The sequence below is a fragment of the Arthrobacter terricola genome (assembly GCF_004354015.1).
Taxonomy (GTDB): domain Bacteria; phylum Actinomycetota; class Actinomycetes; order Actinomycetales; family Micrococcaceae; genus Arthrobacter; species Arthrobacter terricola.
The window spans coordinates 168,285-188,870 of record NZ_SMRU01000006.1 but is presented as its reverse complement, the minus strand read 5'-3'; the positions used below and the strand labels follow the sequence as shown (position 1 = coordinate 188,870).

Here is a 20,586-nt window from a genome sequence, read left to right as displayed (position 1 = left end):
TTCCCGAACAACAACCGGAACCAAAATAACTGAATAACAACACCACATGTTGTAACCCACAGTTTTCCCACCCACCCCCAACACCGGGGGCAGGGCCGGGTGAAAAGGTTACGGCGGTCATAGCGTGGGGGAAACGCCCGGTCCCATTCCGAACCCGGAAGCTAAGACCCACAGCGCCGATGGTACTGCACCCGGGAGGGTGTGGGAGAGTAGGACACCGCCGGACAACACTCAAAATGGTCGAGACCCCCACACCCCGGTGTGGGGGTCTCCCACCTTAACCACAAAAACCCCACCCGCGAAAAAACCTACCCCGCGAAGAAGTCCGCCAGTTCGGCAATGAGTTTGTCGGGGGCCTTGATTGCTCCGTCGTGGCCGTGTCCTGGCAGGATCGTGTAGCTGGACCCCGATAGGACGTCGTGGATCTGTCCGCAAGCCACGCCGAAGTAAGCCGGGCTCTTTTCGCCGACCACAATGAGGGTCTCCAAGGGCAGTTCAAGAAACGGCTCCGCCGGCATGTCTGCCGCGATGATCGCCTTTATTTCCCGGACTCCGGCCTGCATGAGGTCGCGCATCTGTTTGCCCATGGGGGTGCCGGCCGTCAGCTTGTTGACGAGGGTCAGCATCGAAAGCGGCATCCTCGCGAAGGCGCCTTCGGTTTCCACGCCCTTGACGAGTACGGCGAGGCCGCGATCAAAGTCTCCCGCCGCCGTCGCACGCTCGTATTCGCTTGTCCAGTCGGCTTTGACGCTGTGATTGACGGAGACGGCGGGGTCGTAGACCGCGAGGCGCTCCACCGGCAGGGAACGGGCAGCGTGAAGGGCTACGGTGCCGCCGAAGCTGTGCCCGAAGACGTCGGTGCTACCGGTGTGTTTCATGACTTGGGCGAGGTCGCGGATGTCGACGTCGAGGGTGAAGTCCTGCGGCTGCGGCGACGACTCGCCGCGGCCGCGGCGGTTGAAGGTGTGGACAGGCCGGCCAAGGGCTGCGCTGAGTTTTTGGGCGAACCTGGAGTAGTCCGCGGCCGTGACCATGGAAGCGGGCACCACCACCACTCCGGAACCGCCGGGGGCCAGTCCGCTCCCGGTCGTGAAGAGCTCGAGGGTTCCGCCATCGGCTGTTGTGATCTTCTCGCGCGTCATGCTCCGAGCCTAACCGAGCGGCGGGGTTCCGTCAGTCCTTGAAATAGCTTGAGATGTCGGTCACAAGTTCCTTCACAGCGGCGGGAACGGATCCGTGGAAGCCCTTGGGCGAGACCACCAAACTGCTTCCGGGAACGGCATCGTGCAGCCGCTTGGCCGTGACCCTGTAATAGGCGGGACTTTTGCAGCCCACCATGAAACACGTATTGCCCGGCAGCACGGAAAAGTCCCGGGGCTGTTTCCCTTCGTCGAAGGCAGCCTTGAGTTCGCCGACCGCCGTCGGCATGAGCTCCCGCATGAGCTTGTTGACCTTCGTCCGCGAGACGGCCGCCATGAGGCCCGCGAGGATGGGCTCCGGAACCCTGGAGAGGGCGGTTCCGGCCTCCATGCCCTTCTTCAAGCGTGCCATTGCGAGTCCCATGCGGCCGCTGTCCACCGACTCCGCGAAGCCTTTCACCCAGCGGGTATCCATGCTGCCATCGATATTGACGGCGGCATCGTACACTGCCAGCTTGTCTGGCTCGAAGCCTGTTCCCACGAATTCCTGGACAGCGTTGAGCGCCACGGATCCACCGAGGCTGTGGCCCAGGATGTTCCTCGCGCCGGAGGCCTCCATGATTGTCCGGACATCGTCGATTTCCGTTGTCATGGAATAGTCGGCCGGCAGCGGCGAAGAATTGCCGCGTCCGCGGCGGTCATAGATATCAACCGCCCAATCTTCGCCGAGGTTTTTGGAAAGTTCCATGGAAAAAGGCCGATAAATAAGCGCGGTCAGGAACGCCCCGCCAACCAGAACCACGCGCCGTTCTCCGGGAGCGTCGTCGGCGCCGTAGCTGTACAAGGCAAGCTTGCCGCCGTCGGGAGTCGGGACGTCGCGTTCTCTCACCTGTTTATCCTAGGGCGGCCTATCAGGCCGCTAGGTACTTCGCAGTTCTTTCAGCGAGCAGCTTGCCTGGGCGGATCGGGCCGTCGTGGAAATGGAAAGGCACGACGCCGGACTCCACCGCCGGGGCGACGGCGGCCACTTGCCGCGCAATAGCGGCGAAATAGGCCGGGCTCCATCCGCCGCTCAGCATGAGTGTGGGCGTATCCAAGTCAGCGAAGTCTTCAACGCTGCTCTCGGCGTCGAGCACTGCATGCATCTCGAGGACCGCGGCGGGCAGGAGCCCCCGCATTTCGTATCCCAAGCGGGTCTTGGCCGAGAGGATGCTCAACAAGCGAAGCGCCCCGAGCGGCAGGTAGGAAATAGGACCGGCGGTACCGAGCCCCTGCACCAGGTGGGCCCATGCCTGGTCTAGTTGCCCGGCCGTCAGTGATTCCTCCAGCTCCGGGCGCCACCGGCCATTGAGGCTGCCGGAAAAAGACACGGCCGCGTCATAGGTGACCAAGCGGGATATCGCTCCCAGACGAGCAGTTTGGAGGGCTACGAAACCGCCGAAACTGTGCCCGACGACTTCAGTGGATTCGCTCGCTTTCATCACGGCAGTCAGGTCGTTGATTTCGGTCTCAGCGGAGTAGTCGCTCGGCTGCGGCGCCGATCCGCCGCGTCCGCGACGGTTGTACGTGTGCACCGGCCTGCCGAGCAAAGCGCTGAGGTGCCGCGCGAATTGCCAGTACAGCGAGTCCGTCACCAAGGTGCCATGAACAAGTACGACGCCGGGTCCCGACGTCGCGCGCGGGGCGCCCGGAAAGGCGGCACCGCCCGCGTTGCCGAAGGAGTGCACCTCAAGCAGGCCGCCGTCGTCGTCCGTTTCAACTGTCCACGTCTCCACAGCCCGAGTCTACGTCGGGACGGCCCCACAGGGGGCGGCTAGGGAACTCCTAGGAATCCCCGGTAAACTTGGGGATTGTGACTTCCGCGAACACCCCTTCCCCGCACTCAGCCCCAGAGCCCGCCGACGCCAGCGAACAGATGCGCATCCGCATGGAAAAGCGCAGCAAGCTGATCGAGCGCGGCACCGAGGCCTACCCAGTGGGTGTCGAGCGGACGCATTCCCTCGCGGAAATCCGCGAGAAGTACGCCCACCTTGAAGCGGACGAAACCACCGGGGACACGGTGGGTATCACGGGCCGCGTCGTCTTTGTGCGCAACACCGGCAAGCTCTGCTTCGCCACCCTCCAGGAAGGTGGAGTGGACGGGAAGGCTGTTCGCCTGCAGGCGATGCTCAGCCTCGCGAGCGTCGGAGAGGAAGCCCTTGCGGACTGGAAGGCGCTGGTCGACCTCGGGGACCACGTATTTATTAAGGGCGAGGTCATTTCGTCCCGCCGCGGTGAGCTTTCGGTCATGGCCGATTCGTGGTCGATGGCGTCGAAGGCCCTGCGCCCCCTGCCTGTGCTGCACGCTGAACTGAACGAGGAAACCCGCGTGAGGCAGCGTTACGTGGACCTCATGGTTCGCGATGAAGCCCGCGAGATGGTTTACACGCGCGCTGCGATTACCCGTTCCGTCCGCGACACCCTGGACCGCCGCGGTTATGTCGAGGTGGAAACGCCTATTCTGCAACTCGTCCATGGCGGGGCAACCGCGCGCCCCTTCGAAACGCACATGAACGCTTTCGACCAGAAGATGACATTGCGCATCGCCACCGAGCTTTTCCTAAAGCGCGCAGTAGTAGGCGGAATTGACCGTGTCTATGACATGGGCAGGGTCTTCCGCAACGAGGGCGTCGACTCCACGCACAGTCCCGAATTCACCACCCTGGAATGCTATGAGGCGTGGGCGGACCAGTTCGTCATGGCAGAACGCATGAAGGAAATCATCCTCAACGTCGCCGACGTCGTCGGCACGCGGACTATCCAGACCGAGGCCGGGGAAATTGATCTCGACGGCGAATGGGCTTGGGTCGCGGTTTACCCCGGGCTTTCCGAAGCCATCGGGGAAGAGATCACGCCCGACACTACTGTGCCTGAGCTCCAGGCAATTGCCGCCAAGCACGAAGTCAAAGTGGATCCCAAATGGGATGCAGAAAAGCTCGTGGTGGAACTCTTCGGGGAGATTGTGGAACCGACCCTCCTCAATCCCACGTTTGTCTACGATTACCCGCCTTCCGCGCAGCCCCTTGCCCGTCCGCACCGTGAAGACGACCGCCTGATTGAGGCATGGGACCTCATTATCGGCGGCATGGAACGCGGCACGGCTTTCTCGGAATTGATCGACCCCGTCATTCAGCGCGAACGCCTCACGGAACAGTCCCGTCGTTCGGCGGCGGGCGATGTCGAAGCCATGCAATTGGATGAGGACTTTCTCCGCGCCCTTGAATATGGCGCCCCGCCGATGGGTGGCATCGGCCTTGGCATCGACCGCTTGGTCATGCTTTTCACCGGAGCGGGTATCCGGGAGACCATCCTGTTCCCGCTCCTCAAGCCCGAAGGGCACTGACCATGGAATACATTGCAGTACTTGCGCCGTCCGTAGTTGTCGGACTTCTCTTTTGGTTTGCGATGAAGGCTATCTTCAACGCGGATAAATCGGAGCGCCAGGCAGAGGCCCGCGCCCAGGAAGAAGCCGGCTTCGGAATTGCGAAGCCGGCCGATGGTTCAACGCCGTCCAAATAGCCTCTTTCGCGGAGCTTCGGCAAAATTTTAATAGTGCCTTTCCCTGCGTGTGCCTTTGACGTGCGCCTTGTGCTGGACGATAATCATTTATAAGTAGTCTAGCTATTCCGCATATCCAGCCCCTCCAAAAGAGAGTCTTTTCATGGCACAGAAAGTCAAAATTATCCTCGTTGACGACCTGGATGAAGGCTCCGCGGACGAAACGGTCCGCTTCGGCCTTGATGGCGTCAGTTACGAAATGGATCTGTCCAGTGCCAACGCGGCCAAGCTGCGTGGCGCTCTCGAGCCGTTTGTGGCTAAGGCACGCAAGACTTCTACAGGTCGTGTCACGCGAGGCCGGGTTTCCGCGGGGAGAAGCCAGGACTCAGCGCAGATCCGCCAATGGGCACGCGAGAACGGCTATACCGTAAACAGCCGAGGCCGTATTCAGGCCGAAATTCAGGAAGCCTACCAGAAGGCCAATTCCTGACTTCTCGTATCAATACCCCGGCCCATGGGCCGGGGTATTGTCATTTCCGGCCCGTTCTTGTGGGCTTGCTCGAGAAGACTCCATTGCTCGAAGACTTAGCCTTTTGGAATCTATGCAGATCCCGCTGTAAATATCCGGTATGCAATCGGCAAGATTGCTGTGATCGGAGAACCGGACGTTCGGCCTCAAGAGAGCGAACGGGGCGGCCCGGGCGCTTGTGATCGATCGCCCGGCGGAGTGGCCGGGCGTGGTGGCTCGGGTTGCTGCCGCCAGGCTTGCAGGGCTTTCGGCATCTCGGTTGTCTTTATTCCCGGTTGCCGTCATGTTTCCCCTGTGGCGAACACGCCACAAAATTCTTGCGTTGCCACGTAGCATCAAAGTACGTCGTAGCTAGGAGTGTGGCGAAATGTTTGAGAGATTTACGGACCGTGCCCGTCGCGTTGTTGTGCTTGCCCAGGAAGAGGCACGCATGCTCAACCACAACTACATCGGTACCGAGCACATCCTCTTGGGTCTGATCCACGAGGGTGAAGGCGTTGCAGCCAAGGCGCTTGAGTCCCTGAGCATTTCGCTCGATGGCGTCCGCGAACAGGTACAGGAGATCATCGGCCAGGGCCAGCAAGCCCCGTCCGGTCACATCCCGTTCACCCCGCGTGCCAAGAAAGTACTTGAGCTTTCCCTCCGCGAAGCCCTTCAGCTCGGCCACAACTACATCGGTACCGAGCACATCCTGCTTGGCCTCATCCGCGAGGGTGAAGGGGTGGCCGCCCAGGTGCTCGTCAAGCTTGGCGCAGACCTCAACCGGGTACGCCAGCAGGTCATCCAGCTGCTGTCCGGCTACCAGGGCAAGGAAACCGCAGGCACCGGCGCCGGCCCTGGCCAGCAGGAGGGCACCCCGGCCGGTTCGGTGGTGCTGGACCAGTTCGGCCGCAACCTCACCCAGGCTGCCCGCGAAAACAAGCTCGATCCCGTGATCGGCCGCGAGCAGGAGATGGAACGCGTCATGCAGGTCCTCTCCCGCCGCACCAAGAACAACCCCGTCCTGATCGGTGAGCCCGGCGTCGGCAAGACCGCCGTCGTCGAGGGCCTTGCCCAGGCGATCGTCCGCGGCGATGTCCCGGAGACCATCAAGGACAAGCAGCTCTACACGCTGGACCTCGGATCCCTCGTTGCGGGTTCCCGGTACCGCGGTGACTTCGAAGAGCGGTTGAAGAAGGTCCTCAAGGAAATCCGGACCCGTGGCGACATCATTCTGTTCATCGACGAGATCCACACGCTCGTGGGCGCCGGTGCGGCGGAAGGTGCCATTGACGCCGCTTCCATCCTGAAGCCGATGCTTGCCCGCGGTGAACTCCAGACCATCGGTGCCACCACCCTGGACGAGTACCGCAAGCACATTGAAAAGGATGCCGCGCTCGAACGCCGTTTCCAGCCGATCCAGGTCAAGGAACCCTCGGTCGCCCTCGCGATCGAAATCCTCAAGGGGCTGCGCGACCGTTACGAGGCCCACCACCGGGTCACCATCACCGACGGCGCCCTGGCGTCCGCCGCGCAGCTGGCCGAACGCTACATTTCGGACCGCTTCCTACCGGACAAGGCGATCGACCTGATCGACGAAGCCGGTGCCCGGCTCCGCATCCGCCGTATGACGGCTCCGCCGGAGCTCAAGGCCATGGACGAGCGCATCGCCGAGGTCAAGATGGAGAAGGAATCCGCCATCGACGCCCAGGACTTCGAAGGTGCCGCTTCCCTTCGCGACAAGGAGCAGAAGCTCATTGCCGAGCGTGCGGAGAAGGAACGCAACTGGAAGTCCGGCGGCATGGATGATGTCTCCGAGGTTGACGAAGACCTGATCGCCGAAGTTCTTGCGAACTCCACCGGCATCCCGGTCTTCAAGCTCACCGAGGAAGAGTCTTCCCGCTTGCTCAAGATGGAAGAGGAACTTCACAAGCGCGTTGTTGGACAGGACGAGGCCATCCGCGCACTGTCCCAGGCCATCCGCCGCACCCGTGCCGGACTCAAGGACCCCAAGCGTCCCGGTGGCTCGTTCATCTTCGCCGGCCCCACCGGCGTCGGAAAGACCGAGCTCGCCAAGGCCCTCGCGGAGTTCCTGTTCGGTGAAGAGGATGCCCTCATCACGTTGGACATGTCCGAGTACTCCGAGAAGCACACGGTATCGCGCCTCTTCGGTGCCCCTCCGGGCTACGTCGGGTACGAAGAGGGCGGGCAGCTGACCGAAAAGGTCCGCCGTCGTCCGTTCTCCGTGGTCCTCTTCGACGAAGTGGAGAAGGCGCACGCAGACCTCTTCAACTCGCTCTTGCAGATCCTCGAAGACGGCCGCCTGACCGACTCCCAGGGCCGGGTCGTTGACTTCAAGAACACGGTGATCATCATGACCACCAACCTTGGAACGCGCGACATCTCGAAGAGCGTGGCAACGGGCTTCCAGTCCGGCACCGACACCACCACCGGCTACAACCGGATGCGGGCACGGGTCACGGAAGAACTCAAGCAGCACTTCCGCCCCGAGTTCCTGAACCGTGTTGACGACGTCGTGGTGTTCCCGCAGCTGACCCAGGCCGAGATCATCGAGATCGTGGACCTGTTCGTCACGCGCCTCGAGGCACGCCTGCGGGACAAGGACATGGGCATCGAACTCACCACGGCCGCCAAGGTGCTCTTGGCCACCCGCGGCTACGATCCCGCGATGGGTGCCCGGCCGTTGCGCCGCACCATCCAGCGCGAAATCGAGGACCAGCTGTCCGAGAAGATCCTCTTCGGAGAACTGCACCAGGGCGATATCGTGGTGGTCGACGTGGACGGCGAAGGCGACGAAGCGAAGTTCACGTTTGCGGGCAACGCCAAGCCGCGCATCCCGGAGATCGCGCCCAGCGCCTAGTATCCGACCGACGGAAGCCCCGTCCGCTCCCATGAGGAGCGGGCGGGGCTTTTGCGTGTCCGCCGGAGGGTTCTTTTGTGATGTGCGGCACATTGAGTGTTGAATCAGATCATGGATTCGAATGACTCAGAGACCCCGAGCACACCACCCGAAACTCCTTTCCATGATCTGGACCACTACCTGGCCATCCCACGGGTCAGTGGACTAGCCCTAAGCCCGGACGGAACCCGCCTGGTCACCACGGTTTCCACGCTCAATTCCAAGGGCACGGAATACGTCACTGCCCTGTGGGAGCTTGATCCTGCCGGAAAGAAGCATGCGCGTCGGATCACGCGCAGCGCCAAGGGCGAGGCCGGAGCAACGTTCGCTGCAAATGGCGACCTCTACTTCACCTCAGCCCGACCCGACCCCGAAAGCCCCGAAGCGGAGCCGGTAAGTTCGTTGTGGCTCCTGCCCGACGACGGCGGAGAGGCCCGCGTGGTGTATTCGCGCGCGGGCGGCATCGCGAGTGTCATGGCCGCGTCGAAGGCCGGCGCGACATTCGTGACGGCTCCCGTTTTGGCCGGTTCCACGAGCGAGGAAAACGATGAGGAGCGGCGTAAGAGCCGCAAGGACAACAAGGTATCGGCCATCCTCCATACCGGATACCCGGTCCGCTATTGGGACGCCGATCTAGGGCCCGCCCAGCCGCGCTTGTTCGCCGTCGAGGCCGCGGATGACGCTACGGCGTCCACGAAGCCCGCAACTGTAGATGCCACCGCGCCGCTCAAACTGCGCAACCTGACACCCGACGTCGCAGGCAACCTCCGCAACACGGAAGCCGTGGTGAGTCCGGACGGCAAGACGATTTACACGAGCATGGCCAAACCGCTCGCTAAGGCGGACTCCCGCTTTGTGCTCGCCGCGGTGGACGTGGCCTCCGGATCGATCAAGGTGCTGCTTGACCAGGAAGGAATGAGCTACTTTCCCGGGCCGGTCAGCCCTGACAGCAGCATGATCGCGGTTGTAGGCGAGAGCGACAGCACGCCTGAGCAAGCTCCAAGGGTTACGCTTCACGTCTTGAACCTGGCCGGTCCCGAAATGCTGGATCTTGTGCCGTTGGCGCCGGATTGGGACCGCTGGGGAACGCCGGCGGCCTGGCTTCCGGACGGACGCTCGCTTTTGGTCACAGCGGACGACGACGGCGCCACCCCGGTCTTCAGGGTGACCGTCCCGGACGGTACGGTCACCCGGGTGACGCTCGACACGGCCGCCTATACCGACGTCGTGGCTTCTCCAGACGGGCTGAACGCTTTCGCACTGCGCAGTTCGTATGAGTTCCCGTCGGAAGCTGCACGGATCGACCTGACCACCGGAGAAGTCGAGCGGCTCCCGGCCCCGGCTGAACGCCCAAAAATCAAGGGAAAGCTTGAACGTGTGGAAACCGTCGCGGCGGACGGCGCGCGCATTCCCGCCTACCTGGCGCTCCCTGACAGCGCGAGAGCGCAGGAACCCGCTCCATTGCTCCTGTGGATCCATGGCGGGCCGTTGGGCTCGTGGAACGCGTGGACTTGGCGCTGGAATCCCTGGCTGCTGGTCTCGAAGGGTTATGGCGTACTGCTTCCGGATCCGGCGTTGTCCACAGGGTACGGGCAAGACTACATCCAGCGCGGGTGGGGTCAGTGGGGTAAGTCGCCCTTCACTGACCTGATGACCATCACTGACGAAGTGGTTGCGCGCCCGGATATCGACGAGGAACGGACCGCGGCCATGGGCGGATCGTTCGGCGGGTACATGGCGAATTGGGTGGCAGGGCAAACGGATCGCTTCAAGGCGATCGTGACTCACGCCAGTTTGTGGGCCCTGGACCAGTTCGGGCCGACGACGGACGTTTCACAATACTGGCTCAAGGAAATGACCGTCGAAATGGCGATGGAGAACTCGCCTCATCTCCACGTGGGAAACATCAACACGCCCATGCTCGTGATCCACGGAGACAAGGACTACCGGGTGCCGATCGGCGAAGGATTGCGCCTTTGGTATGAGCTCCTGTCCAGCTCCGGGCTTCCTGCCGACGACTCCGGGCAGACCCAGCACCGTTTCCTTTACTTCCCGGACGAGAACCACTGGATCCTGCAACCGCAGCACGCCAAGGTCTGGTACGGCGTCGTGGAGCACTTCCTCGGCAAGCAGGTCCTTGGCCAGGACGTCGCGCTTCCGGAGGATCTGGGCCTGTAACGGGCCTTTCGTGGTCGGAGCGGGCGGGCGGCATGCTCGACATAGGATGGGGCTGTGACTTCGACGTTCAGTATCCGCCCTGCCCGCACCGGCGATGTTGCCGCGATCAAGAAGCTTGTGGCGCCGCTGGCGGAACGACGAATCCTGATGGCGAAGGAAACGGTGGCGTATTACGAGAGCCTCCAGGAGTTCAAGATTGCCGAGGCTCCCGACGGCGGCGTGATAGGTTGCGGGGCCCTGCACGTTATGTGGGAGGACCTGGCGGAGGTGCGCACCTTGGCTGCCGATGGGGAATGGAGGGGCAAGGGGGTCGGCCACGCACTTGTCGAGACACTCCTCGAGGAAGCCCGGGCCCTGGGTGTTGCACGGGTGTTCTGCCTGACGTTCGAGGTGGACTTCTTCAAGCGGCACGGTTTTGAGGTCATGGCTGACCAGACGGCCGTGGATCCCCAGGTCTACTCGGAACTTCTGCGGTCGCACGACGAAGGGGTGGCCGAGTTCCTCGATTTGGCGAGGGTCAAGCCCAATACGTTGGGGAACACCCGCATGATCAAGTTCCTCTAGCGTCGCCTGTTTTTGGCGTGGATGAGGTCTTTACCTATATCAACTCGATGGATAAAATGATTGAGGTTCGGTTGCGGCGGACCATCATCTGTGGAGGCGAGAAATGATGTACCACGTTATGTTTCCAGACTTTTCAGGTTTCCAGATAGAAATGCCGCGTCATCGGGCGGCATCTGACTCGCGCAAGCAAGGCACCGGGGGCTGCATGCGCGCGGCTTGCACCGACCTTTGGCCGGAGGCCACAGCCCTCGACGCGACTCCGGAGCTCGGAACCAGCCGGATGACAGTCGGCGGGCCGCCGCGCTGACCCGCGGCAACTGATTTCCTGAAGGGGACGGCCATCTTAGGCCGTCCCCTTCGCGCGTCTTGGGATGCCCTTTGCGGATGCAGCCCACATGGTGGGCCAACGTTTTCCACATAGGGAGCCCTCTACTACCGTGGCGGTGGAGCAGGTAGTAGGGTCAAATCACCTGCCAGAAACTCCCCAGGAGTACGCCATGAAAAAGCTGATCAATGATCCCCGCGCGGTAGTGGAGGAGTCTGTCGAAGGTTTCGGCATGGCCCACGCCGACCTTGTCGATGTCCACACGGATCCCATCTTCATTGTCCGCAAAGGCGCTCCGGTAGCCGGCAAAGTAGCTCTGGTTTCCGGGGGCGGAAGCGGCCACGAGCCTCTTCACGCCGGCTTTGTTGGACATGGAATGCTCGACGCCGCCGTGCCGGGTGCCGTCTTCACCTCACCTACTCCGGACCAGATCATTCCGGCCACCACGGCGGTCGATTCGGGGGCCGGGGTCGTCCACATCGTGAAGAACTACACGGGGGACGTCTTGAACTTCGAGACGGCCGCGGAGATGGCGCAAGCGGAGGGAGTCAGCGTCCGCTCCGTCCTTGTCAACGATGACGTTGCCGTTGAGGACTCCCTGTACACCGCCGGTAGGAGGGGCGTGGGCGGAACCGTGCTCGTGGAGAAAATCGCAGGTGCGGCCGCTGAACGTGGTGATTCGTTAGACGCCGTCGCTGGCGTTGCCGAAGGAGTGGTTCGCAATGTGCGCACCATGGGCGTCGCTTTGTCAGGCTGCATAGTGCCGCACGCAGGGGTCCCCAGCTTTGAGCTTGCCGAGGACGAAATCGAAATCGGCATCGGCATCCACGGGGAGCCCGGTCGGCACAAGATCCCGATGGAGGACGCCGACGGCATTACGAGCCGCTTGCTCGATCCCGTACTTGAGGACCTCGAGATCAAGTCCGGCGAGCAGGTTCTGTTGTTCGTCAACGGGATGGGCGGAACACCGCTCAGCGAGCTCTACATTGTGTACCGGCGTGCAGCCCAGATCCTTGGCGAAAGAGGAGTCAAGGTGGAGCGCTCCCTGGTGGGGAACTACGTGACGTCCTTGGAAATGCAAGGCTGCTCCATCTCGGTCCTGCGGCTCGACGACGAACTGACGGCCCTCTGGGATGCGCCCGTCCACACGCCGGCCCTGCGGTGGGGGATGTGACTGTGGCGCTGGGGGTCGACTGGGCAATCCAATGGCTGACGCTCTCCGCGAAGGTCATGTCAGAGCATCGGGCTGAACTGATCGAGTTGGACCGGGCGATCGGCGACTCCGACCACGGCGAAAACATGGACCGCGGGTTCCAGGCCGTCCTGGACAAGCTGGCACAGACTCCTCCTGAAACTCCGGGGGCGGCGTTGAAGCTGGCTGCCATGGCCCTCATGTCGAAGGTTGGTGGAGCCGCAGGCCCGCTGTACGGGACGGCTTACCTCCGTGCCGCCACTGCCCTCGGGGACAGTGCCGAAATCGATGCCGCGGCGATCGCGGAAGCGCTGACTGCAGCTAGGGACGGAATCGTCGCTCGTGGCAAAGCGGAACTGGGCGACAAAACAATGGTGGATGCTTGGTCCCCGGCGGTGAACGCTGCGGGAGAGGTTCTCGCCGAGGGGGGAGACGCCGTCGAGGTACTGGCTGCCGCTGCTGAGGCTGCCGAAGTAGGGGCTGTGACAACTGATCCCCTGGTCGCTCGAAAGGGGCGGGCAAGCTACCTCGGGGAACGCAGTGCGGGCCACCGCGATCCTGGGGCGGCCTCAACGGCATTATTGTTGCGTGCGGCCGCCACTGCCGCCGGCTTCCCAGAAGGGCCTGCTGAATGACGGTGGGTTTGGTGGTGGTCTCGCATAGCCGGAAGCTTGCCGAAGGTTCGGTGGAATTGGCTGCGCAAATGGCCCCGGACGTGAAGTTCTACCCCGTGGGCGGCACGGACGATGACCGGATTGGCACGGACCTGGAGAAAGCCATGGCCGCGTTCGAAGCCGGCCTTGAAGAGGCATCCGGGGATGGCCTGGTGGTCTTGGCTGATCTTGGTTCTGCCGTTATGACGGCAGAATCCGCTCTCGAGTTTTGCAGCGAGCCGGACAAGGTGCTCCTCGCGGATGCTCCGCTCGTTGAAGGCTTGGTAGCCGCGGCGGTGGCCGCGCAAGGCGGTTCGTCCGCGGCCGAGGTCAAGCTGGCTGCTGAGTCCGTGCGGTTCGGTCCGGAGCCCTCGGATACTGCGGAGGACTCCCAAGGAAGGGGAGAACCGATAGACAGTGGGGTATTCGAGCTCATCAACCCCATGGGAATGCACGCGAGGCCAGCCGCGAAAATAGCCGGGGGACTGGCCGGGCTGGACGTCGAAGCCACGGTGAACGGCGTTGATGGAACCTCGATCATGGAGCTCATGAGCCTTGCGGTGGGCCAGGGCGGCAAGGTTAAAGTCGAGGCATGGGGCAAGGATTCCTCGAAAGCCGTGGAATACGTCCGCCGCCTCGTTGAAGAGGGGTTCGGCGAGCTCTGAGGTTGGTGAGCCTAAGGTCGTCATGAGCTGGGGTCGCTGGCCTCCGGGGCCTACTGCTGGCGCAGCCCCGCTGCATCCAGCAAGAGGCTCGCGGTGATGATGGTCGGGCATTGGTCTCCCCAAGGCTGCGCAGCGGTGGGCGTGAAGTCCAGGGCGCGGGTGCGCAGGGGAGTGCCGTCGGCGGCAATTCCCGTTACTTCGGCCTGAATGGGCGAGGCCGTCAGGGAACCCATTTGCAAGTATCCGTACTTGGTGCCATCGGACGATGCCACTGATGAACACGCTCCTGCAGGTTGTGGCGTGCACGGGGCGGGGACGGATACGCTGCCCGGGCGCATCTCCAGGTCTGCTTCGTGGCATTGGCCGTCTTGGCAGGCCTTCAAATGCACTGCTTTAACGCTCGGAACGTAATTGGCGGTAAGGGTCAACGACACTACGGGAGCCGCGGCGATCGCCGGGCATGCCGTGACCTCAGGCTGGCACCCCGAACCGAGCGCCGCCGTCGAGATCAACGCGATGGCGAACCAGAACCTGCGCATACTTGAGCGTATTCCCGCCGCAGGCAACCGGAATGCTGTGCAGGGAACTGGCGGGCACATCGTTACCGATGTCCACTGGGTGTTGCAGTGCCGCGACCTCGGGAGGCGATTAAAGGAAGCTCAGGCCGGGAGCCGCAGGCCGCCGTCGTGCATTTCTGCCAAACCGTCGCGCACAAGGCCCTCGAGGGCGCGTTCCAGCTGCTCGGGCGGGAAGTTCAAGCGGTGCAGGGCAGCCAGCGGCACGGCCGCTCCGGCTGCGGCGAAGCCAAGATCCGTCGCAGGACGTTCGAGCCATTCCGGCTCTACTGGCGAATCGGCAACACGCAGCACGGCCATGACAGCACCCCGGAGTTGCCGGTCCGTGCCGTGCCACGCCTGGCCCTTCGGCGTGTACGTGGGCGGGGGCTCGCCGGCCGCGAGCCACGCGCAGGACTCACTGACGGGGCAGTCGGAACATTTAGGGGAACGGGCCGTGCACACGAGCGCTCCGAGCTCCATGACGGAAGCGTTCCAGCGCACGGATAACTCGATGTCGTCCGGCATGAGGGAGTCGGCAAGGCGCATCTCCGAGGCCGTCAGCGACGGAGCAGGCAGGGCCAGCCCCGAAATGAGCCGGGCATGCACGCGCCTGATGTTCGTATCCACCACTGTCTCGCGTTGGCCGAACGCGAAAGCCGCCACTGCCGCGGCCGTATAGTCGCCGACGCCGGGAAGCCCCAGGAGTTCGGCATGGGTGCCCGGCACTTTGCCGCCGTGCTTTTCCACGATCGCGACGGCGGCTGCGTGGAGCCTGAGCGCGCGGCGCGGATAACCAAGCCTGCCCCAATGCCTGACGGCTTCCCCCGAAGGTTCCTTGGCGAGGTCCGCCGGTTCCGGCCAGCGTTCCATCCAGTCTTCCCAGACCGGAAGGACGCGGACCACAGGCGTTTGTTGAAGCATTACTTCGCTGACCAGGATTCCCCACGGGCTGCAGTCCGGTGACCGCCATGGCAGCACCCGGGCGGTTTCGGCGAACCAGCTCCGCATGGCGAGATGAAGGTCCGTGAGGGGGCGGGTGCCGGCAAGTTTTGCGGCGCCTGGAAATGACATGGGTTTCCTCGTCGGGGGTTTGTGGCGGGCCTTCGTATCGGCCGATTCCTGCCATCAACTGTAGTTGAGGAGGTACGGGATGGCGGACGTCATACTGGCTCGATCGGGTCCGGGCGGCGTGGTGTGGCGCGAACCCGGCCGGGTGTTGCCTAGCCTAGAAGAATGGTCAACGAGGGCAAGCAACCGCCACAGGCGCGCAATTCGCCGTCGGCAGGTGCTGCCCGGCCCGCCGGCGCAAGTGGCCGGGGCGCCGCGGGCAAACCACAACGACGACGGCCGAGCCCTGCCGTGTACCGGCGTCGGAGGCTTGTGGTTTTTGGCGGCCTCTTGGTGATCGTCGCCATGTTGGTGGCCGGAATCGTCGCGGTGGGTTCATCTTTCGTTGGCAAAGCGGACGCCGGTGCGTCGACGAATCAACCACTCGCAACGGCCACGGCCACGACGGCTCCCCTCAGCACCCCAACGGCCATCAGCACTACGACGCCTCCGCCAACCCCGGTTTGCGACCTCAACCTCGTTACCGTCACGGCGTCCACCGACCAGCCCTCGTACACCGCCGGCCAGAACCCGGTCCTCAGCATGAAAATAACCAACAGCGGAACTGTTCCGTGTGAGGTCAATGTGGGGACGTCGCAGATGGAGTTCCTGGTGATGAGCGGTGCAGACCGGATCTTCTCCTCAAAGGACTGCCAAGCGAAGAGTGAGGACCTCGTGAAGCAGATCGATCCCGGCAAGAGCGAAATCGCCAACTTCCCGTGGCAACGGAACCGGACCGTCGAGGGCTGCGGCGTGGTCGCAGCCAAGCCCGGCAACGGGGTGTACACCTTCAAAGCTGTGCTGGGAAACAAAGCCAGCTCCAAGGCGGTCTTCCAGCTCGGCTAGCTGGATGCTAGAGGAATCTGTCCAGGAGGCTGGCTTCAGCCATGCGGCTGAGGCCTTCGCGCACGGTCCGGGCGCGCTGGTCGCCGATGCCGTCAACCGTCATGAGGTCCTCAATGGTGGCCGCCATCAAATTCTGGAGCCCGCCGAAATGGTCCACCAGGCGGTCGGCCACGGCTTTCGGAACCGACTTCAGCCCGGACAGGAGACGGTACCCGCGAGGCTGCACTCCGGCGTCGAGCACGTCCAGTCCGCCCGCGAAACCGATGATGCCCGCGATCTTTCCCAAATCGATGAGTTCCGTGGGACCAAGTTCCAAGAGGGCCTGGACAGCGGCGTCGATCTCGTCCGGGGACGCGTCCGCACCGGCGTAGTCACGGATGATAACGTCGCTGCCCGGACCGCCCATGGTGAGTTCTTCCAATTGCAGCGAAAGCAAACGGCCGTCCTCGCCCAATTCCAGGACATACTGGGCGATTTCCTCGGCGATGCGCCGAACCATTTCCTGGCGCTGGAGGGTGACCGCGACGTCCCGGACGGTGACCATCGCTTCGATCTCAAGCGCGGAAAGGGAACTGGTGACTTGGTCCAGGCGGACACTGTACCGTTCCAAGGTGGCGAGAGCCTGGTTGGCCCGGGCCAGGACCTTTTCGGAGCCCTCGAGCACGTGCCGCAAACCGTTCACGTAGAGGGCGATGATCTGCATCGATTGGCTCACTGAAATCACCGGGACGCCGGTCTGGATGGCCACGCGCTCGGCTGTCCTGTGGCGGGTCCCGGACTCCTGGGTTTCGATGCTGGAGTCCGGCATGAGCTGGACGGCGGCGCGAAGAATGTTCCCGGCGTCTTTGTCGCAAACAATGGCGCCGTCCATTTTGGCGAGTTCGCGAAGGCGCGTCGGGGAAAACTCGATTCCGATTTCAAAACCGCCGGAGCAAATGGACTCGACTGTCCGGTCCGTTCCAAGCACAATCAAGGCGCCTGTCCGCCCACGGAGAATGCGTTCCAAACCATCCCGCAGTGGCGTTCCAGGGGCCACCCTGCCCAGAGTCGCCTTGAGCGATTCTTCAGGGCTCCGAGCCATAGGTGTTCCCTTCAAAGGTGCAGGCAGGCGCGCCTGCGAATTATGCCGGTTTCCAGCAATGAGCCGACAGGATCAAAGTACTAAGTTTCCTGCAAGCTCAATGATAGAGGTATAGACCGGCAACAACCGCAAAGGCAAGCCTTAAAGTGCCCCAATGAAGCCATTGTATGAAGTAGTTAAAAACACGTTCGACGGCGGATACCGAACTGCCGCTTTTGGCTTCGGTCTCCGGGTACTCACGAAGCCATCCGGCTCCGGGCGAGCCGCTCCAAGTCGAGTCGCACACTTATGAGTGCAGCTTCCCGGGATTGACTGCTGCCGGCGTCGCCGCGTTTTTGATTCGAAGCGGAATGGCTCCGCCGCGGAGCGGACCTGTCACTATTCCTTGTTTCCGGCGGCGCGGGCGTTGACGTAGAGGTGCCAAGGGGATCGAAAAACAAGCCATTTCCGAGTGTCATTAGTGATCCTTTCGTGACGTCTCCGGCGAAATCGGTGATTTCTTTGGTGGATGCTTCAACGCGGTCCGGAATTGCAGTTCAGCCGGCAATGCCAAACTATCCAGAGGTGATTTCGGAGGTTTGTGCACCGCGTTTCATTCCTGTTAAACGGATACTTCCCATTACGTGCCCCAGCGTGGGCTTCCTGACTGGGATAAACTTGGTACCTTGGCTGGCGCGCAAAGGTGCCGCTCCCTGAGTTGGCTTCCGGTCAACGTGGTGCCCCGCCACCAGCCTCCACTCCACGCACGACCCGTCGTTTTTCAATGCGGGCAACGTCCAGATCGCAGCGAAAGTAGCACCGTGTCCCAAGACGTCCTGAGCCCCGCCCGAGTCCAGGAGATTCACCACCAGGCCAACCGGCGTCGGACGTTCGCCGTCATTTCGCACCCTGACGCCGGCAAGTCCACGTTGACCGAAGCCCTCGCGCTCCACGCCAAGGTCATCGGCACTGCGGGCGCGTCCAGCGGCAAGGCCAACCGCAAGGAAACCGTTTCCGACTGGATGCAGATGGAGAAGGACCGCGGTATTTCCATCAGTTCCGCGGCGCTGCAATTCTCCTACCGGGACACCGTGATCAACCTCCTGGACACCCCGGGCCACGCCGACTTCTCGGAAGACACGTACCGGGTCCTCGCCGCCGTCGACTGCGCAGTCATGCTCGTGGACGCCGCGAAGGGCCTGGAAACGCAGACCATGAAGCTGTTCGAGGTCTGCAAGCAGCGCAACCTGCCGATCATCACGGTCATTAACAAATGGGACCGACCCGGCCTGGACGCGCTTGCATTGATGGACGAAATCACGGAGCGGACCGGCCTGCAGCCAATGCCGTTGACATGGGCCGTGGGGATCTCGGGCGATTTCCGCGGTGTCTGGGACCTGCGCAACGACCGCTTCGCGCAGTTCGCCCGCAACAATGCCGGTGCGAGCATCGCCCTCACCGAGTACTTCACCCCGGACGAAGCAGCGGAAACCCAGGGCAGCAACTGGAGCGACGCCGTCGACGAAGCAGGCCTGGTCATCGAATCGAACCAGGAATTCAACGTGGAAAGCTTCCACGCCGGCACAGCAACGCCCATCCTCTTCAGCTCGGCGGCGTTGAACTTCGGCGTCAAGGAACTTCTGGACGCCTTGGTGGACTTCGCGCCGCCCGCAGCGCCCCGCCCCGACATCGACGGCGAGGCCCGCGCGGTCGATGCCCCGTTCGCTGGATTTGTCTTCAAGGTCCAAGCCGGGATGAACAAGGCACACCGCGACCATGTGGCATTCATCCGGGTGTGTTCGGGGGTCTTTGAACGCGGAATGGTGGTGACGCAGACCCGCACCGGGAAGTCCTTCGCAACCAAGTACGCCCAGCAGGTCTTCGGCCGTGAACGCGAAGTCATCGACGAGGCTTACCCGGGCGACGTCGTCGGGCTGGTGAATGCCTCATCCCTGCGTGTGGGGGACAGCCTGTTCCTCGACGAACCGGTGGAATTCCCCGCCATTCCGCTCTTTGCGCCCGAACATTTCCAAGTAGCCAGGTCCCAGGACCCCAGCCGGTTCAAGCAGTTCCGCCGCGGCATCGAGCAGCTCGAACACGAAGGCGTCATCCAGGTGCTCCGCTCCGACATCCGCGGCGATCAAGCGCCGGTGCTCGCCGCCGTCGGGCCCATGCAGTTTGAAGTGGTGGAGGACCGCATGGCCCACGACTTCAACGCCCCCATGCGCTTGGAGCGCCTCCCGTACTCGATGGCCAGGATCTCGACGGCGGACGCGATGCCGACCCTCGCGAACGTACCTGGCGCCGAGGTGCTGTTAAGGTCCGACGGCGAATACCTTGCCTTGTTCAACGACATTTGGGCGCTGCGCAGGATCGAGAAGAACCACCCTGATTTGACCCTGGTACCGATCGGTACGCACAACCCGGCGAAGTAGCTCCCGCACTCACTTTGGACATGCCCCGCGTGTAAGACAAGGACTGGACATAATCGCGTTATGTTCAGTCCTTGGTTCAACCAAGGAGCATGCTCAGTGGTGGGGTGGGACGAATGAGGCGCATGTCCGGTGGTCGGGGCGTGTTCGAGCGTTGCGCATGCTCCTCGGGTTGGGCGAGGGTCGGACATTGTGGTGTTATGCGCGGTGCTCGCGTTGTGCGTGGCGCATGCTCGGTGGTGGGAGGCGGCTTAGTAATCCACTTGGCGCTCGAGTTTATTGCCGAGGCCCAGCATCGCGAGGCTCACGACAACGAAGCCCACGGAGATTGCCGCGGCGAAGAGGACAACGCCGCCCCAGCCGCCTGCGCGTGCCGGATCGATGAACCAGTAGGCGTACCAATTCACGAATGAACCGCGGACCAGGCTGTAGACGAGGTAGGCAACCGGGTACAGCAGCCAGTACCAGAGATGCCCGAGGGTCAAGGTGGACCGGGGAGGCTGGAACAACCAATCGGCAACCATGACAACCGGCATGAGGTAGTGGACCACGAAGTTGACCCAGGGAACCATGGAGCCAAGGTCTTGTCCGGCGAGGAGCGCGCCGAACACGATTCCCACCACGGCCATGGCAATCGTGGCCGTGCCGCGGGTGGCGTCGTCAAGTTCGCTGGGACGCTTGCCGACAAGGACGCGGTACGCGCTCACCAGGAGCACCAACGACGCGAAGATATTGGACCAGTTGGTGAAGTAGCTGAAGAAGTTCCACACATCAAAGCCCAGGCTGATGTGGACCGCGAGTTGCGTTCCCACGGCTATGAGAGTCAGGACGGCAAAGAAGAGGCGTCCCCCAATGAGCACATTTCTTTTGGTCATAGGGACAATCTTCCGGTCACTCAACAAA

At 62.8% G+C, this 20,586-nt stretch carries 18 protein-coding genes and 1 rRNA gene; 12 read left to right on the top strand and 7 right to left on the bottom strand.

The genetic code is table 11. From position 1 onward, the window contains the following. Window positions 1–109 precede the first annotated feature (109 nt). Window positions 110–226 (top strand): 5S ribosomal RNA (rrf, locus tag E1809_RS07080). 82 nt (window positions 227–308) lie between these two features. On the opposite strand, the gene E1809_RS07075 is transcribed toward rrf, so the two are convergent. Genes E1809_RS07075 through E1809_RS07065 form a run of 3 tightly spaced genes read right to left on the bottom strand, consistent with a single transcriptional unit; the run spans window position 309 to window position 2,914 of the window. Further along, on the bottom strand, window positions 309–1,142 hold the full coding sequence (locus tag E1809_RS07075) for an alpha/beta fold hydrolase (protein ID WP_133203511.1): 834 nt from the start codon (window positions 1,140–1,142) through the stop codon (window positions 309–311). Between the two features lie 31 nt (window positions 1,143–1,173). Further along, window positions 1,174–2,028, bottom strand: coding sequence for an alpha/beta fold hydrolase (locus E1809_RS07070; protein WP_133203510.1), 855 nt, complete (start codon window positions 2,026–2,028; stop codon window positions 1,174–1,176). A 22-nt stretch (window positions 2,029–2,050) separates the two neighbouring features. After that, on the bottom strand, window positions 2,051–2,914 hold the full coding sequence (locus E1809_RS07065; RefSeq protein ID WP_133203509.1) for an alpha/beta fold hydrolase: 864 nt from the start codon (window positions 2,912–2,914) through the stop codon (window positions 2,051–2,053). 77 nt (window positions 2,915–2,991) lie between these two features. On the opposite strand from E1809_RS07065, the gene lysS reads away from it, so the two are divergent. The 9 genes from lysS (at window position 2,992) to dhaM (ending at window position 13,681) form a co-directional block, all read left to right on the top strand. Next, window positions 2,992–4,521: a lysine--tRNA ligase gene (gene lysS / locus E1809_RS07060; RefSeq protein WP_133203508.1), complete on the top strand. Its 1,530-nt coding sequence runs from the start codon at window positions 2,992–2,994 to the stop codon at window positions 4,519–4,521. Between the two features lie 2 nt (window positions 4,522–4,523). After that, entirely contained in the window at window positions 4,524–4,697 is a 174-nt protein-coding gene (locus E1809_RS26595) for a hypothetical protein (protein WP_165962235.1), read from the top strand. 142 nt (window positions 4,698–4,839) lie between these two features. Then, entirely contained in the window at window positions 4,840–5,166 is a 327-nt protein-coding gene (locus E1809_RS07055; RefSeq protein WP_133203507.1) for a histone-like nucleoid-structuring protein Lsr2, read from the top strand. A 406-nt stretch (window positions 5,167–5,572) separates the two neighbouring features. Beyond that, window positions 5,573–8,065, top strand: coding sequence for an ATP-dependent Clp protease ATP-binding subunit (locus E1809_RS07050; RefSeq protein WP_133203506.1), 2,493 nt, complete (start codon window positions 5,573–5,575; stop codon window positions 8,063–8,065). 111 nt (window positions 8,066–8,176) lie between these two features. Continuing rightward, window positions 8,177–10,282, top strand: a complete 2,106-nt coding sequence (locus E1809_RS07045; protein ID WP_205754122.1) for a S9 family peptidase — start codon at window positions 8,177–8,179, stop codon at window positions 10,280–10,282. A gap of 54 nt (window positions 10,283–10,336) precedes the next feature. Then, window positions 10,337–10,846, top strand: a complete 510-nt coding sequence (locus E1809_RS07040; RefSeq protein WP_133203504.1) for an amino-acid N-acetyltransferase — start codon at window positions 10,337–10,339, stop codon at window positions 10,844–10,846. Between the two features lie 497 nt (window positions 10,847–11,343). Next, window positions 11,344–12,345 (top strand): dihydroxyacetone kinase subunit DhaK, encoded by a 1,002-nt coding sequence (gene dhaK, locus E1809_RS07035; RefSeq protein ID WP_133203503.1) that lies wholly within the window; start codon window positions 11,344–11,346, stop codon window positions 12,343–12,345. Between the two features lie 2 nt (window positions 12,346–12,347). Beyond that, the gene (gene dhaL / locus E1809_RS07030; RefSeq protein WP_133203529.1) at window positions 12,348–12,998 is read left to right on the top strand and encodes a dihydroxyacetone kinase subunit DhaL; all 651 of its coding nucleotides are present in this window, start codon (window positions 12,348–12,350) and stop codon (window positions 12,996–12,998) included. Next, a complete protein-coding gene (gene dhaM / locus E1809_RS07025) occupies window positions 12,995–13,681 on the top strand; it encodes a dihydroxyacetone kinase phosphoryl donor subunit DhaM (protein ID WP_133203502.1) in 687 nt (228 codons plus the stop codon). Before dhaL ends, dhaM begins: the two co-directional genes overlap by 4 nt. Before the next feature lie 50 nt (window positions 13,682–13,731). Here the strand turns inward: dhaM and E1809_RS07020 are convergent, their stop codons facing one another. Together E1809_RS07020 and E1809_RS07015 are read right to left on the bottom strand one after the other, a co-directional pair. Then, window positions 13,732–14,220 carry a hypothetical protein gene (locus E1809_RS07020; protein WP_133203501.1) on the bottom strand — a complete coding sequence of 163 codons (489 nt, stop codon included), beginning with the start codon at window positions 14,218–14,220 and terminating at the stop codon, window positions 13,732–13,734. 120 nt (window positions 14,221–14,340) lie between these two features. Continuing rightward, window positions 14,341–15,309 (bottom strand): HhH-GPD family protein, encoded by a 969-nt coding sequence (locus E1809_RS07015; protein WP_133203500.1) that lies wholly within the window; start codon window positions 15,307–15,309, stop codon window positions 14,341–14,343. A 162-nt stretch (window positions 15,310–15,471) separates the two neighbouring features. Between E1809_RS07015 and E1809_RS07010 the strand changes: the two genes are divergently transcribed. After that, entirely contained in the window at window positions 15,472–16,191 is a 720-nt protein-coding gene (locus E1809_RS07010) for a hypothetical protein (RefSeq protein WP_133203499.1), read from the top strand. 7 nt (window positions 16,192–16,198) lie between these two features. On the opposite strand, the gene disA is transcribed toward E1809_RS07010, so the two are convergent. Further along, window positions 16,199–17,272, bottom strand: coding sequence for a DNA integrity scanning diadenylate cyclase DisA (disA, locus tag E1809_RS07005; protein WP_133203498.1), 1,074 nt, complete (start codon window positions 17,270–17,272; stop codon window positions 16,199–16,201). An 800-nt stretch (window positions 17,273–18,072) separates the two neighbouring features. Between disA and E1809_RS07000 the strand changes: the two genes are divergently transcribed. Continuing rightward, window positions 18,073–19,686, top strand: a complete 1,614-nt coding sequence (locus E1809_RS07000; RefSeq protein WP_133203497.1) for a peptide chain release factor 3 — start codon at window positions 18,073–18,075, stop codon at window positions 19,684–19,686. A 248-nt stretch (window positions 19,687–19,934) separates the two neighbouring features. Here the strand turns inward: E1809_RS07000 and E1809_RS06995 are convergent, their stop codons facing one another. Beyond that, entirely contained in the window at window positions 19,935–20,558 is a 624-nt protein-coding gene (locus E1809_RS06995) for a Pr6Pr family membrane protein (RefSeq protein ID WP_133203496.1), read from the bottom strand. Window positions 20,559–20,586 lie beyond the last annotated feature (28 nt).